This window comes from Helicobacter saguini, from assembly GCF_000762875.2.
GTDB lineage: Bacteria > Campylobacterota > Campylobacteria > Campylobacterales > Helicobacteraceae > Helicobacter_A > Helicobacter_A saguini.
On the sequence record NZ_JRMP02000001.1, the window covers coordinates 12,937 to 29,228 of the forward strand.

Sequence of the window (16,292 nt, forward strand, 5' to 3'; positions counted from 1 at the left end):
ATCAATAATAATCTACAATGCTTTTGCCATTATATCCATAAAACTGCAATTCTTTTTTTAATCCCTTAGCACAAAAGGGGCAATCTATCTTATGCTTAGAATCTATAATTTCTCGTGCATTTTGTATAAAATCTAAATGGTAATAAATGTAAGTATATAGCCCTTCCCAGCGTATATAATCACCTTTAGCATTTATTCTGCCATTTGGTTTTAAAAATTCATACTCTATAAATCCATATAAAAATATGTTCTGCTCTTTATTATTTAAACTATCAAAGCTTTGCGTAAAATCAAAAAGCCCTTCGCTTTTAAATTTAGAAATAATTGTCTTTAATTTTAAATTAAGCTTAAATTTTAAGAAATTAGAATCTAATATGCTTTTAGATGTATCCTGTATAATTAAGTTTTTATCATAAACATCAAGTTTAGCAGCACCATCGCAATATTCGCAGCGATTAAAATAAAGACTAAAAGTTTTAGGATTAATAATTGGCGCGCCAATAATTTTTTGCTCCAAAGATATAAATCTAGTGGATAAAATAGATTCTATATTATTGTTATTTAGTACATAAACAATGCCTAATCCTTTTTGATACGCTTCAAGCAAGCTTTTAGCTGGAATAATGCAGTGCCAATCATCTTTAGAATCTAAAATATTTTTATGCTTTTTTAGAATCTTAGTTTTTATGCTTGCAGGGACTTTTTCAAATTTATATAAAAATTCTATTAAAGGATTAAAGTAGAAATTTTTCTTATCTATTTGTGAGCCATATTTAAGCAATTCATCAAAGGATTTAAAATAAAGATAGTTCTTTCTAGATTCTATTTCATAGTTAGCCGTAAAATCCTGTTCTATGCTAAAATGCTTATCATTTAATAAAAATTTATTAAATGGATATTTGGAGACATCAAAATTATACTGCCTTGAAGTTAGATTGTTATTGTTTGTAATATTTGTAATTTTAGATTCTATCTTGCCATTTATAAATTGTGCGGTTATAGAATCTTTGCAATGCAAAAAATCTTCCCAGCACCCACTAAATATATTTTTACCACCATTTGCACCAGCGCCTACACCTATATCTATGATGAAATCAGCATTTCTTATTACATTTAAATTATGCTCTATGACAATAATTGTATTATTGTGCGAGATAATATCATCAAATAAATTATAAAGCTTTTGTATGCTTATAGAATCTAGCCCCTTGCTTGGCTCATCTAATATGAAGATAAAATTACCCTTTTTGATATTTTTTTCATTGCTTAGCATTTGTTTAGCTAGGCGCAATCGTTGAGACTCCCCACCACTTAAGCTATCAACTCTTCTGCCAAAGCTCAAATATGATAATCCTAATCTATCAAGCGTATCAATGACTAAGGATAATTTAGAATCATTAAATATTTTCTTAATAATACTCAACTCTGTTTCTAAAAACTCAAGAATATTTAAATTATTATATTTAATTGACAGCACGATATTTTTATATCCACTACCCATACATATAGGGCAAATATTCTCATCTACACTGCCACTTCCAGCACAGGATTCACATTGACCTACTTTAGAGTTAAAACTAAAATAGCCACTATCTAATGATTTATCCAAACTAGCATATAAATCTCTAATGCGATCAAAGATCCCAAGATAAGTAGCCACTATGCTCCTGCTATTAGAATGTATTTGCTCCTGCCCTAAGTAAGCAATATTGTTTATAGAATCTAGATTCTCTACTTTTTGTGCTAAATCAGTATTTATTGTTTTTATTTGTATATATTGCTCACATAATGGCAATAATACTCCCTTTAAAAGACTAGACTTCCCACTGCCGCTAACGCCACTTACAGCTATTAAGCAATTTAGCGGAAAAATAAAATCTTCATCTTTAATATTATTACAAGTTACATTCTTTAAAGAAATTGCTTGTTTTAAATCAATATCTTTAGATTCTCTATATTTAATATTCAATGAATTATCTTTTTTATTGTATTTGCCACAATGTATTATTTCGCCACCATTTATACCGCTACCTTTACCAAGCTCTATAAATAAGTCGCTATGTTGTTTATAAAATTCATTATGCTCACTTATTAAAATTGTATTCTTTTGCTTTGCTATTTGTGATATGATGCTAAAAATCTGCATGTTATTATATGGATGCAATCCACTTGATGGCTCATCTAGGATATATAATAAATCATTGTATTTACTATGTAAAATTAGACTTAGTTTTAGTCGCTGCGATTCCCCACCGCTCAAGGTTGTAAGAGTTCTATTTAATGTTAAATATCCTAGCGTTGCAAGCTTTAAAGATTCTAAAATATCTAATATTTTTTTATGATGCAAAGGCTTATCTTTTAAAAATACTAAGGCTTCATCTACGCTTAGATTCAACATCTCACTAATATTTTTATCAAATAATTTTATTGCATTTGCCTTATAGTTTAATCTAGTTCCATTGCAAATAGGGCAAATTTCTGTGTGCCAAAATATAGATATAGAATCTTTATTTTTATGTTTTATCATTCTTGTAAAAAATATTTCCTTAACAAAATCTTGCGCATCTTTTGTAATCTCAAAATAGCTTTTAGTAATATCTATATTAGCTTTTTTGCATTCACGCACAACATCACCATGCGGCAAAAAAATATATTTGTAATATCCGCCCTTTTCATCAAACTTAAGATTCACGCAATCTATACTAGAGAGGCTTTTGTTGGTAAAAAGTGCATTTTCATAAATATTTTCCACAATGCCATGCCCATTGCAATTATCGCATTTTCCAGAATCTTTAGATGTTGAATTAAAGCTTAATAATTGTTGGCTTGGCGCTTGATACAATCTGCCATCGCTTAAATCTATAAAATCCCTCTAAAAATCAATCTCTTCATTTTCACTTCTAAACAAAAAGCCATCTAATGCTAAAGCGCTATATTTTTCAATATCTTTAATATTATTGACTCTCACAAGAATATTATGTAAATCATAATCTAGCTTTTCTAAATAAGCCATATTTCGTGCCGCAAATTTCTTTTTATCAGTAAAATAAAAAACTTCTTTTATATTATGTTTTTTAAGCAATGCTATTTCATCTTTTATAGTCCCCATTTTATCATAGCAAACTATCGCATATAATTTAGATTCTATGTTTTTGCGATAAGTTTCAATAAATTTTACTATTTCTAGCGGTGTTGGCTTTTTAATGATGTTCCCACTTTTGCCTATAATATTCCCTTGCTTTACAAATTCATCACGCAATAATTCGTGTAGCCCACTTATAGTAGCAATACTCGAGCTTATACTCTCCCTTATGCCCTGCTGCTTTATCACTTCACAATATGGTAAATTTTCTATGGAATCTACCTGCGGTTTTATGCTAAAAGTAGCCAAAGACGCATTCCTGCTATCTATTTTTTCTATTCTTTTAGATTGCGCTGCTATCACATCATATATAAGACTTGATTTGCCACTACCGCTTACACCCGAGATACATATTATTTTATGGAGGGGTAAATCTAGGCTAATATGTTTTAAATTATTTTCATGCGCATTTTTAATTCTTATCATTATGGGTAGCCTTATAAAAACAAAATAGCATTTTATATTCATCGCAATGTTTTACTAGATTCATCATTGAGCCAAATTCTTTTATAACGCGTGGATGGTAGATACAAAAATATTCATCACTTAGTCTTTTAAGCCCCACTTCAAATCCAACGCTAGAAAAAATTTCTGTTATATAATCAAGCGAATATTCATTAACAGGATAACTCTCCTCTTCTCGTATAATTTCCCTACGCCATTCATTAAAAAATGGATTATCAGTGTGGCAGCCAATGGTAGCAAAATATACACCATTAGATTCTAATATATCATAAATTAACCTTGCATGAGAATGTAAATCAGTGATTGTATAAAGGACTTCTTGCGCATAAACCACATTAAACAAATGCTCTTTTTTAGCTAAGAAGTCATTATTTATAGAATCTTAAGAGAATCTTTTAGCATAACAATATAAAATGGTATATTACCATTTAGTCCTATTCGTTCATGCACTTGTGATATGTGAAAATCCAACTTCACTTCCATTATCAATGTTCTTTATAAACCAAGCTTTAAAAAATACTATTTACAAGTTTTAGGCTTACAAGGATGTGCTTCACCTATTAATTCCGTATCAAAATGCAATTCAAATAATTTTTTTGAAACTTCAAATCCTTCATCTCGCTTATCAGCATCACCCTCCAACCCAAAATACGGATAATGATGTAAATATCTACCAAAGATTTTTTCACAATCTTTTGATATGCAAATGTATCTAAGATGTGCATGTGCCAATATTCATCTATTACTTCATTTGGTGAAATAGTTAATTGTGGATAACAGATATGCAAAGCCAAAAACTTTTTATATAAATCATTAGCTATCATCACCTTTTGCTTATCCCACTTATAATAAGATTCTAATTTTGCATTAATCTTACTAAAATCAACTTCCTCAATAATACTACTCATAGCAGAATCAATCTTTTCTTGCGATACAATTCTAACACCATTCTTAACCAACGCATCATTCAACTCATTCGCTGACATATCTTTCTCCTTAAGATAAAATAAAAACCAAATTATAGCCAGAGAGAGAGTCAATAGCATTTGCAAAATTTTTAAGCCAAAACCCCATTCAACGCATTTAGTGATGAGATAACTCAATCCTTAAAATTTAAAATTGCGTTATTATAATAAGTAATATTTACAAAAAAATACTATAAATTAATAAAAAAATTTAATACAATATATTCTTAATCAATATTAAATAATTAAACATGTATTTAAAAGGTGTTTTATGATAATAGCAGTGGTGAATGAAAAAGGCGGTAGCGGCAAGACTACTTTAGCGATAAATTTAGCAATTAAGCTAAAAGATTGCAAGGATAAAGTGCTATTTATTGATAGCGACCCACAAAAAAGTGGAGAGATTTTCACTAAGATTAGAGAGAGTGAAAATCTAGCCCCAGCATTTACATATAAAAGTGAAAGGGAAAATCTGCTAAATATAGTAAAGCAAAATATAAAAAGCTTTGATAGCATTGTAATTGATACAGGCGGCAGGGACAGCAAGGAATCTCGCATAGCCTTAAGCATTGCTGATATTATTTTAATCCCAACTTATCCTAGTCAATATGATTTGGCTGTGCTAAATAATATGATAAATTTGTATGTAGATTCTAAAAATATAGAATCTAAGTGCTTTGTTGTGATTAGTAGGGCTTTTACAAATGTAGCACTCCAGCATAAAATTAGTGAATTTCAAAATATTGTAAGGCAAAAATGTAAGCAAAATATTGAGCTAATGGATAGTATTTTATATGATAGAGAAGCTATTAGAATGGCTACTACGCAGGGTTTAGGTATAAGTGAGAGCCAAAATAATAAGGCAAAAGATGAATTTAACAACTTTTTTACAGAGTTATTAAATAGATATAAAAATAATTAAAAATATATGTTAAATAATTATAAAATTAATATTATATTTACTAAAAATATATTTAATAATATTAAAATATTAATTTTACATATATTTAAAATTAATTTAAAAGCAATATAAAATGAATGAAAAATACACACCACCATTTGTAATCACGCCAAAGATTCTAAATCTAGTAGTAGAAATATGCGAGAATCTAAAGATTCTAAACCTAAATAATAAGCATATCCTAACCCCACATTTGCGTAAAAAAAATCGCATTAAAACCATAAGAGCCACCCTTGCCATTGAAAATAACACGCTAAATTTGCAACAAGTTAGTGCAATAATTGAAGGAAAAGCCGTGCTAGGCGATAAAAACGAGATTTTAGAAGTAAAAAATGCTTTTAATGCGTATGAAAAAATTATGGATTTTAATGCCCTAAGTATCAAAGATTTACTCAAAGCTCACGCCATAATGATGCAGGGCTTAATTAAGGATAATGGAAAATTTAGGCAAGATAGTGTGGGGATTTTTAAAGATAAAAAGCTAATTCACCTGCCACCACCAGCTAATTTTATAGAATCTCATATTAAAAATTTGCTTTCTTGGTATAAAAAAAGTGAGCTGCATGCGCTTATAAAATCTAGCATTTTTCATTATGAATTTGAATTTATCCATCCATTTAGCGATGGCAATGGGCGAATAGGGCGAATGTGGCAAAGCAAACTTTTAGGCATTTACAATGAAGTTTTTTATTTTTTACCCATAGAAGAGATTATAAAAAAGACGCAAAAAAAATATTATAAAGCTTTGAGTGATAGTGATAAATCTGCAAGCAGTGAAATCTTTGTAGAATATATGTTAGATTCTATACTTAAGGCTATAAAAGAACTAAAAAATGACCCATTAAATGTCGCAATAAATGTCTCAATAAACAATACGCAAAAAGCCATTTTAAAGCTTATAAAAAATAAGCCAAATATTACGCAAAAAGAAATTGCAACTAAGCTAAATCTATCGCTTAAAACAATTAATAGAGCTATAAGTAATCTAACTACTAAAGGCTATATAGAACGCATAGGAGCTAAAAAAAGTGGGTATTATAAAATATTAAAAAACTAATTTTAAATATATATTAAATTATTTACACATATATTTAAAAATATTATGATATAATTTTAAAATATATTTAAAAATAGTTTTAAAGGAATTAAAAATGGGTATTTTGGATAAAAAAATGGATAAAAATAAAAGTGCTGTTTTTAAGGATGTTGTAGCTAATAAAGACTTTGTAAATAATATAGAATCTAAAATAGATTCTAAAAGCAAAAGAGGCAGAAAGCAAAGCTCTAATAAACGCAATAAAACCTACACATTTTACTGCACCAAAGAAGAGCTAGAAATGCTAGAAAAACTAGCAAATGATAAGCATTTAACAATGGCTGAATATTTTAGAGTAAAGCTTTTTAATTAAGAGAGCTTAAAATGCTAGAAAATATCATTCAAAACATACAAAATGCAAGCAATATAGATTCTAAAAAAGAGAAATTTTTGTGCGAGAGCTTTGAATCTATTCACAAGATAATCAAGCAATAACAATAGCACATCGTAGCACAAAAGATAATCTAGACATTAAAGATTGTTTAAGCAGGGAAAATGCAAAGAAAAATAACAAATATTCCTTAAAAGCGATTTTAGAATTTTGCAATTTTTGCAAAACAAGTAAACTAATTGAGAAGTTTTTGTGTAAAGCTAAAAATTTACGAAAATTCCTTTTATTAAGCATTATAAATATTTATAGAAATTAAGTAAAAATTTAACAACAAATAGAATAGATTAATATTTTTGGCTCAAGACAACTTAAGCTCTTTTAAAGGGGCTTTAAGTTATGATTACACCGATGAAAAATGGGTTTATAATACGTTCACGAATTTCGGAGGCTAAATTTAGAGAGATTTTGTGGCATTTTTGTCTTGATATTGAAGCAGTAAAAATTGCAAAAATTTGCAAAATTTCTAGAAATTCTCTTAACAAAATATTCAAAGAAATTCGCAAATTAATGGCAAAAGAATGCGAAAAAATTTCACAATTAAAAGGCGAAATTGAAGTGGATGAATCTTACTTTGGACCAAAAAGAGTGAAGGGCAAAAAAGGCAGAGGAGCTAGCAAAAAAACGCCTGTATTTGGCATGCTAAAACGCAATGGAAAAGTATATACGCAGATTGTAAAAAATTGCTCCAAGACCGAGCTAATGCCGATAATAACGCAATTCTCAGCCCTTAAAGATTCTATAATTTATAGCGATACGTGGAAATCTTATGACGCTTTGGTTGATTATGGAGCGCTAGCTCATTATCGTGTAAAACATAGTGAAAATGAATTTGCAAATGGTAAAAATCACATCAATGGAATCGAAAATTTTTGGGGTTATGCCAAGCATCGTTTAGCAAAATTTAAAGGCATAAAAAAAGAAAATTTTTACCTACATTTAAAAGAAACAGAAAACGAAGTTTCTTTAGTAATTTAGATATAATGTCAAAACGAAGTTTCTTTAGAAAAATGAAGGTAAAGATTTGTATAAAATTTTACTAAAATTGATTAGAAAACATCCGCTTAAGTTGTCTTGAGCCTATTTTTTTATGTTAAAATCATATAATTTTTATTAATTAGTAGGTTGTGATGCCAAAAGAAAAAGAATCTTTTAATGATTTAAATACAAAAGAATGGGCTATCAATTCTCGTTCTGTGTGGAATGATTTATCAAGTGCTAGAACTAGAAACGCCTTAAAACATGGTGCAACATTTCCAAAAAAATTAAGCGATAGAGTGATTTCTTTATATTCTCGCAAGAATGATTTAATTTTAGACCCTTTTTTAGGAACAGGCACAACCGCATTAAGTGCAATAGAATTGCAAAGAAATTTTATAGGATTTGAGTTAAGCAAAGAATTTTTTGATATAGCAAATAATACTATTAAAGATTGTGTTAATTTGCTTTTTAATAATAGCTGTGATATTATTGAGGGCGATTGTTTAGAGCTAATAGATGGAGTTGATAATAATTCTGTTACATTAACACTTACTTCACCCCCATATGCAAATTTAATACACAAAGTGCTAGAAGATAGAACTAAAAGACATAAAAAATCTGCTTTTGTAGTGGATAATAATGCCACGACAAGACTTTATTCTAACTATGATAAAGATTTAGGGAATATGGATTTAGAAAAATATAAAACAGCGGTTTTAGAACTCATGAGAAAACTTTTTGTTAAAACAAAAAATGGTGGTTACAATGTATGGGTGGTAAAAGACTTTAGAGACACCAAAAATAAAATTCCTTATGTGGATTTACACACCATTATTGCTAATTTAGGACAGGAAGCTGGATTTAAATACCACGATTTAATTATATGGGACCAAAATGAAAGAAGAAGGCTAGTGTTACTGGGCTATCCTAGTGTCTTTTATGTCAATCAAAATCATTCCTTTATTGTGGTGCTAAGGAAAACATTATGACTTTACCGCTTAATAGTGATTTTACAAAATATAATGATTTGAATCATTTAAGAAGGCTAGATAGAATCCATCCATATCCAGCTAAATTTCCCATAGATTTGGCTTTAGAATTTATATCAAAATATACACACGACAACGATATTGTATTAGACCCATTTTGTGGTTCTGGCACAACTTTGCTGGCAGCAAAATATCTAAACAAAAACGCTTTTGGTTTTGATGTAAATTATGTTGCATTTTTAATCACACAGGCTAAATTACTTCATTTAACTAAAGATGATTTTTTAAGACTCGAACAATTTAGAGTGCAAGAGAGTGATTTTTTACAATATTATGAAAATATAAACCATTGGTTTAGAAGTGATTGTATTCAGGCTTTATCAAACATTAAAACAAGCATTAATCATTTAGGCAGAAACAAGCAAAGCTACAAAATATTTTTAAATTTAATTTTTTCATCAATCATCAATTTAGTCTCTAATCAAGAATCAGATACAAGATATGCAAGTATTGATAAAAAATATCTTAGTGAAAATTATGTTTATGAAAAATTTTTTGAAAAGCTGTATGGCGCTATTGAAATTTTTACAAATGTAAATATAGAATCTAGCTATACAAAACAAGAAGTTTTTTTATATAATTCAAAAAATCTAAGCCACAAAACACAAAAAGATTCTATATCGCTCATTTTAACCTCTCCACCTTATCCAAATACTTACGATTATTATTTATATCACAAGCACAGAATGCTATGGCTTGATTTTAATGTTAAGTTTTCTATGCAAAATGAAATAGGCTCAAGGAGAGAGTATTCAAGCCTTAAGCTCCCTAAAGAGAAATTTAATAGTGATTTATTAGAAATTTTTAAAGAATGTCAAATAGTCTTAAAAGATAAAGGCTATATCGTGCTTGTAATGGGTGATGGCAAATTACAAGGGGAAATTTACAATGCAAAAGAGGAAATCTTAAAACTAGCAAATACTTTGTGCTGGACACTCATTGATTATTCTTATAGTGAGTTAGATAAAACCAGTCGTTCTTTTATGCAAAGTTATAGAACAAAAAATAAAAAAGAACATATCTTAGTTTTTCAAAAGAGTTGTTAATGATAATAGATGAAATAAGAATTTATGCGGAGTGTTTAGAGCAAGGATTAGACTTTAAAGATTACCTATTAGAAATAGATTCTAGTCTTAAGATTAAAAATATCTATCTTTCAAAATTTAAAAATGAATTGTTAGAAAATGATTCTATTTTGCAAAAAGTTTTGAAACTAAAGAGCTTTGATTTAGCAATAAGCATCATATCTAACAACCAAGAGATGCCTATTTTACTTATAGAGTATTCTACCGCCGTGCCAACTGATGACCATAAAATGCAAAGAAGTGATGTATATTTTTGGGCGAGTATTTTTAAAATTCCTGTGTTAAAAATATCTCCGTATTCTAAAAATTCTTTTGGAGAGAATGGCGGTGGTGATAAAATATCTTTAGAATATGAGATAAATTTAGCCTTGCATAATAATGCGGTGGTGTATTTTATGGATTTTAAGGATAAAGATAATTTGTTAATTACAAATGAAAATAAGCTCTCTTGCATAGAAAAAAGCCTTGAAATAAGCAATATTTTAAAAAATATTATAAAACTTATTAAAAATAATGATGATTTTAATGAAGTCTATAAAGCTTTGCTAAATGCTTTAAAAACAGAATATTACAATGTTGAAAATATAGAGAATCTAAAAAATATCTTTGTGGATTCTACAAGATTCCAAAAAGAAAGTGATGATATTATTGTTAAAATCAATCGTTTTGGACATGCAATGGATCCTGATAGGGGGATTTTATTTTTTATGAATATGTTATTTTCTAACAATAATACCATTTCAAAAATTATTATACAAAGAGAGCAACAAAGCGGCAGAGAAAGCTACGATGCTCTTTTTGATACATTTTCTCCCAAAAAATTATTACAAATTAATAACTTAATATCACAGGGAATAGATTCTAAAAATGCCTTAGAAATTTTTAAAATTGCAATAGGTATCAATGATATTTTTAGTGATATTTTTGTAACAATAGATTCTGAGCATTATCAAATAAAAGATGAGATTTTTGTTAATTTCTTGCAAACTTATGCTAACAATGTATATAAATCTATATTTATCAATACAAAAGAAACTTTTAATATTGCAATATGCATAAGTGATATTTTTGTAACAATAGATTCTGAGCATTATCAAATAAAAGATGAGATTTTTGTTAATTTCTTGCAAACTTATGCTAACAATGTATATAAATCTATATTTATCAATACAAAAGCCTTAAGATTATGTGATTATAACAATAATCTTTTATGTGAGATTACTTGGAATCCTAAAATTGCCACACAATACCTAAATACACTTAAAAACACTACCAACAAAACACCATTACCATTAATGCCCCTTGATTTTGAGAGTGCAAAAGAGGATATTATTACCCTAGCAAGTGTAGAAATTTTTAGAAAAATAGGTTGTGAAATATTAGCAGTAAGCTATCCAGGAGCTCAAGGGGATAAAGCAATACTTATAGGCGATGGTAGGAGTGTTAAGCGGATTTATGTAGATATTATTGCCTCAAAACAAAAAGATAAATTTTATGTCTTTTTGCACGAAAATAAAGATTTAGCAAATAAATTAGGCGAAGATTCTAAAAAACTTAATGATTTAAAAAATAATTACACAGATTCCATTAATACTTTTTTGCATAAACTTAATAATAACTCATTTGATGAATTATTTTTGGGTTTAGGCTCAAAATATGATAAATATTTTATAGACATAAGCAATGTCGATTATATTTTTACTTTTGATATAAAAACAGATTCTAAGCATACTTATATTTTATTTAATGTGGCGCTTATAAATTTAGATTTAATAGAGTTTTTTGAACCACTAAAACATAATAATAAATTGAGTGGCACAATTAAATTAGATAGGATTTATAGGATAGATAAAAATCAATCATTTATGTTAGAATAGCACAATTTACCACAAAAAAGGCTATAAATGAATAAAGATGACACAATATTAGAAAATAAGATAAAAGAAGTCCAAGAGCTTTATCAACAATTACGAGAAAGCTATTCATTAAACAAAGCTTTTATTGATACCCAAAGCGATGAATCTTTAAAAAATATTATAAATAAAGAATTAGAATCTATAAAAGATAAAACTCAAGAAGTACAAACAATGATAGATGAATTGCAGGAAGGTTTTAACTTTATAACAAACATACAAAGTAATGGTAAAAACAGAATAGAGTATATACAGGACATAGCATCAGATAATATTATAAAAGATATGGATAATAAATTAAAACATTTCAACGATTCGTATAATCAAATATTTAATAATCAAAATGGTGATTTAAGTGTTAATTTTATGGATAAATATAACAAAATAAATGAAAGTTATAATGACTTATATGCCAATAAAGATAATAAAGAAAGTAAAATAGATAAACTTGCAAAAGAAATTAATGATTTTTCTAATAAATACAATGAAATTATAGGCAATGAAGATTCTAAATATAATGACTTTAATGAAAGTTTTAGTGAATTTAATAAAAAGAAAAAAAGCTGGATGACTTCTATGTAAAAATATTTGGCGACAAAGAAAAAAATATAAAATCTCTCAACCAAGAGCTAGAAACAAGATTAAATAACTTCAATGAAATAGAGCAAGAAGCAAAAAAGGTTATAGAATTATCAAGTGATGCTGGTCTTGCAGGAGGGTTTCATCAACAAGCAGAATTTGCTAGAAAAAATAAATATATTGCACTTGGTGTGTTTGTTTGTATTTTAGTAATTATGGGAATATTTAATTTTAAGACAATAGATTTTGGAAATTTAAAGGACATAGATTTAGTCTCAATAATAGTAAGATTTACGATAAATATACCATTTATATGGGCAGCGACCGCCGCAAATATTAACTTAAATAAATATACAAAACTTGAGCAAGAATACGCGCATAAAGAATCTTTAGCAAAATCATTTGAGCGATACAAACAAGAAATAACTAAGTTAAATGATAATAAAAAAACTGAACTTATGGAAAAACTCATGGATATTAATCTTGAAGCATTTAAGAAAAACCCTGCAGATTCTATTGAAAAAATTAAGAGTGATAAATTATTTAAGAATCCACTTCAAAGCAAAGAAACAAAAGAAAATCAATAAGTGTTATTGTGAATATTTACTGCGATATTTGTCTTTGTGTTGTATGTTTATGATGTTTAGCGTTATTTTATGGTTACGGTTTATTCACAAAGCCCTTCTAGATAATGTAGATTCTATGTTTACGCATAACATACTTAAAATTTATAAGAATTATTATTAATTTAAACTTACTTTAAGTTTTCTTGTGCTAGAATTTCACTCGTAGTCATTTTAAATGATTATTGTTCTTAAATCAAAGGTATGTTTTATACTATTTCCTTTGAAGTTTGGGTTAAGTTAAGAACATTCTTTCACATTATCTTCCTTTAAAGCATTGGAGTTTTCTCCTTATGTTGTTTGTAATTACTAATTTTACTGATATGCTGAGCTGAAATATACAACATTTAGAATCTAGTCTAACAATATATCTAAGTTTAACTATAAATTTCTATAAATTTTAAATCTTTGAAAAGTATATAATTTAAGATTTTACACTATAATTACAAATTTGAAACTTACATTTAGGACGAAAAAGTAGATGAACAAATCCGTTTTGAATAAAATTCTTATCACTTTAGCCTTTCTTTTTGCGTATCGAATGCTCTCTTATGTGCCTATTCCGGGCATTGATGGGCTAGAAATCAAGCGATTTTTTGACGCGAATGCGAGTAATGCCTTAGGGCTTTTTAATATGTTTAGCGGGAATGCAGTCGAGCGTGTGAGTATCATTTCGCTAGGCATTATGCCCTATATCACGGCGTCTATCATTATGGAATTGTTGTCCGCGACTTTCGCAAATATCGGCAAGATGAAAAAGGAGCGCGATGGTATGCAGCAGTATATGCAGATTATCCGCTATCTAACGATTGCCATTACCATTGTGCAGTCTGCGAGTGTGGCGTATGGGCTGCGGAGCATCGGCAATGGCGGGGCGATTGTGATTAATAATATGAGTTTGTTTGTGACTTTGGCGGTCTTTTCGATGCTAACAGGCACGATGTTACTTATGTGGATAGGGGAGCAAATCACGCAAAAGGGCGTGGGAAATGGCATTAGTTTGATTATTTTTGCTGGTATCGTTTCAGGGATTCCAAGTGCGATAGGTAGCGAGTTTAGCGCGGTTAGCAATGGTGATAAGAATATTTTCCAGCTTTTAATTGTCTTTGCGGTGATTATTGCGACCGTGTTTGTGATTATTTATATCGAGCTAGCCGAGCGACGTGTGCCGATTTCTTACGCCAGAAAAGTGATAATGCAAAATCAAAATAAGCGGATAATGAATTACATTCCTATAAAGATTAACCTAAGCGGCGTTATTCCGCCGATTTTTGCTTCCGCACTTTTGGTCTTTCCATCGACTATTTTGCAGCAGGCAAGTCCTGATTCTATATGGGCTACAATCGGCGATTACATTAATCCAAATGGCTATCTTTACAACATTATTATGTTTTTATTTATCATATTTTTTGCTTATTTTTATTCAAGCATTGTGTTTAACGCAAAGGATATCGCGGATAATCTAAAGCGGCAAAATGGCTATATACCGGGCTTACGACCCGGAGAAAATACGGCGAATTATCTAAATAAAGTCGCTGGACATCTTACATTTTGGGGTTCTTTGTATTTGGCTATAATCTCAACTTTGCCTTGGCTACTTTTGAAAGGAATCGGCGTGCATTTTATCTTTGGTGGGACTTCAGTTTTAATTGTCGTGCAAGTCGCCATTGACACTATGCGTAAAATAGAAGCGCAACTATACACTAGCAAATATAAAACCCTTAGCGCCGTGGGGCTGTAGCGACTTTTAATCGATTCATAATTTTAAAATGGTGTTGGATACTTTTGTCAAAATATTTATCGCAAAAAGCGTGTAAATCCCATTGCTTACGATACATAACGCGATAAATGTAACTTTTTATAAAAACCTAACCTTCATAACACTTCGCAAAATATCACACTCTCGCATGCAATAGAGCCATCAACTGGCTTATCAAACTTAAATGTATAGCCTAGATTCCAAGATTGTATAAGTGGTTTAATATCAAAGAAATCATCTAAATTGTGATAAACACTAATTAACATCGCAGGTTTAAAGCGACTAATAGTCTCAAACGCACCCTTTAAAAATTCCTGCTCAAAGCCTTCTATATCAACCTTTATAAAGCCCACATCCACATTATTTTCACGCACATAAGAATCTAAAGTAATGATACTAGCCATTTCGCTATGGCTAGATTCTATAATTTCTTTTAAGTCATCTTTAAGGCTTGAGCTACCATCAGCCACACTTATTTCTAAAGTGCTTTCACATGCACCCAAGCCCTTATTTATAGGAATAATTCGACTTGATTTATTTAGCTCCAAAGTCTTTAAAAGCTGCTTAAAATTACTTTTAGTCGCCTCAAAAGTGTGAATCTTTTTATCACAAAATTCTCGTTCAAAAATAATAGCACTATCGCCCACAAAGCCACCCACATCGATAAAATCCTTATTTCTAATCTTTTTTAGTGTGCTAGATTCTAAAATGTGCATTCCATGCTTGTGATAAAAGGCATTCATACAAAAATGCGAAATGGGTAAAAAATATCCCTCATAACACCAAATATTTTCGCTAACTTGCAAGATATTATCAAAAAAATTTGTTTGTATAGAATCTAAAGCCTTTTTCTCATCTATATCATGCAGCTCTATGCAATGCTCTGGCGTGTTGTAGCATTCTTTTAATCGAATGATTATTTTTAGAATCTTTTTTGCCTCTTTAGAATCTAGATTGCTAATTAGATTGCGTAATCGTTGAAAAAAATTAGGATTAGTGTGTATAAACTCGCCTATTTGCACATGCGGCGGATAATTCCCCCATAACATTCGCTTACTTTTATCCACAGAATCTTTAAAATACGATGTATTAAAATCGCGAAAGAAAATAGGCACATTAAAGATTCTATAAATATGCCTAGTCCTTATATATTGCCCTTTGTTTTTTATTTTTCTCTCTTTACTAAAAATCTTAAATCCCATGTTTTCTCCTTGTGTGATATTTACGATTTATTAAGATTTTTACGATACAAAAAAAAAAAACAGATAGTAAATATTAAATAAATT

At 29.1% G+C, this 16,292-nt stretch carries 14 protein-coding genes and 1 pseudogene; 10 read left to right on the forward strand and 5 right to left on the reverse strand.

The window, feature by feature from the left end; genetic code table 11:
* Window position 1 precedes the first annotated feature (1 nt).
* The 4 genes from LS64_RS00065 to LS64_RS00080 form a co-directional block, all read right to left on the reverse strand.
* On the reverse strand, window positions 2-2,842 hold the full coding sequence (locus LS64_RS00065; protein WP_034570056.1) for an ATP-binding cassette domain-containing protein: 2,841 nt from the start codon (window positions 2,840-2,842) through the stop codon (window positions 2-4).
* Between the two features lie 30 nt (window positions 2,843-2,872).
* Window positions 2,873-3,568, reverse strand: a complete 696-nt coding sequence (locus tag LS64_RS00070; protein WP_034570053.1) for a P-loop NTPase family protein — start codon at window positions 3,566-3,568, stop codon at window positions 2,873-2,875.
* Window positions 3,555-3,941 (reverse strand): hypothetical protein, encoded by a 387-nt coding sequence (locus LS64_RS00075; RefSeq protein ID WP_138127214.1) that lies wholly within the window; start codon window positions 3,939-3,941, stop codon window positions 3,555-3,557. Before LS64_RS00075 ends, LS64_RS00070 begins: the two co-directional genes overlap by 14 nt.
* A 226-nt stretch (window positions 3,942-4,167) precedes the next feature.
* The gene (locus tag LS64_RS00080) at window positions 4,168-4,593 is read right to left on the reverse strand and encodes a glycine-rich domain-containing protein (protein ID WP_052062328.1); all 426 of its coding nucleotides are present in this window, start codon (window positions 4,591-4,593) and stop codon (window positions 4,168-4,170) included.
* Window positions 4,594-4,843: 250 nt separating this feature from the next.
* Here LS64_RS00080 and LS64_RS00085 point away from each other — a divergent pair, with 250 nt between their 5' ends.
* The 10 genes and pseudogenes from LS64_RS00085 to secY all read left to right on the forward strand — a co-directional run bounded on the left by LS64_RS00085 (window position 4,844) and on the right by secY (window position 14,988).
* Window positions 4,844-5,494 carry an AAA family ATPase gene (locus LS64_RS00085; protein ID WP_034570050.1) on the forward strand — a complete coding sequence of 217 codons (651 nt, stop codon included), beginning with the start codon at window positions 4,844-4,846 and terminating at the stop codon, window positions 5,492-5,494.
* A 112-nt stretch (window positions 5,495-5,606) separates the two neighbouring features.
* On the forward strand, window positions 5,607-6,590 hold the full coding sequence (locus LS64_RS00090; RefSeq protein ID WP_034570048.1) for a Fic family protein: 984 nt from the start codon (window positions 5,607-5,609) through the stop codon (window positions 6,588-6,590).
* 94 nt (window positions 6,591-6,684) lie between these two features.
* A complete protein-coding gene (locus LS64_RS00095; RefSeq protein WP_034570045.1) occupies window positions 6,685-6,942 on the forward strand; it encodes a plasmid mobilization protein in 258 nt (85 codons plus the stop codon).
* Window positions 6,943-7,356: 414 nt separating this feature from the next.
* A pseudogene (locus tag LS64_RS00100) lies at window positions 7,357-8,095 on the forward strand (IS1595 family transposase).
* 52 nt (window positions 8,096-8,147) lie between these two features.
* The gene (locus LS64_RS00105; protein ID WP_034569441.1) at window positions 8,148-8,987 is read left to right on the forward strand and encodes a DNA methyltransferase; all 840 of its coding nucleotides are present in this window, start codon (window positions 8,148-8,150) and stop codon (window positions 8,985-8,987) included.
* A complete protein-coding gene (locus LS64_RS00110; protein ID WP_034569444.1) occupies window positions 8,984-10,093 on the forward strand; it encodes a DNA methyltransferase in 1,110 nt (369 codons plus the stop codon). The genes LS64_RS00105 and LS64_RS00110 overlap by 4 nt, the downstream gene beginning before the upstream one ends.
* A complete protein-coding gene (locus LS64_RS00115; protein ID WP_118949039.1) occupies window positions 10,093-12,009 on the forward strand; it encodes a hypothetical protein in 1,917 nt (638 codons plus the stop codon). The genes LS64_RS00110 and LS64_RS00115 overlap by 1 nt, the downstream gene beginning before the upstream one ends.
* A gap of 27 nt (window positions 12,010-12,036) precedes the next feature.
* Window positions 12,037-12,627, forward strand: a complete 591-nt coding sequence (locus tag LS64_RS00120; protein ID WP_034569710.1) for a hypothetical protein — start codon at window positions 12,037-12,039, stop codon at window positions 12,625-12,627.
* 212 nt (window positions 12,628-12,839) lie between these two features.
* Window positions 12,840-13,211: a hypothetical protein gene (locus tag LS64_RS00125; RefSeq protein WP_034569708.1), complete on the forward strand. Its 372-nt coding sequence runs from the start codon at window positions 12,840-12,842 to the stop codon at window positions 13,209-13,211.
* A gap of 517 nt (window positions 13,212-13,728) precedes the next feature.
* Window positions 13,729-14,988, forward strand: a complete 1,260-nt coding sequence (secY, locus tag LS64_RS00130; RefSeq protein WP_034569706.1) for a preprotein translocase subunit SecY — start codon at window positions 13,729-13,731, stop codon at window positions 14,986-14,988.
* A 134-nt stretch (window positions 14,989-15,122) separates the two neighbouring features.
* Here the strand turns inward: secY and LS64_RS00135 are convergent, their stop codons facing one another.
* On the reverse strand, window positions 15,123-16,208 hold the full coding sequence (locus LS64_RS00135) for an FkbM family methyltransferase (RefSeq protein WP_052062308.1): 1,086 nt from the start codon (window positions 16,206-16,208) through the stop codon (window positions 15,123-15,125).
* Between the last annotated feature and the right edge of the window lie 84 nt (window positions 16,209-16,292).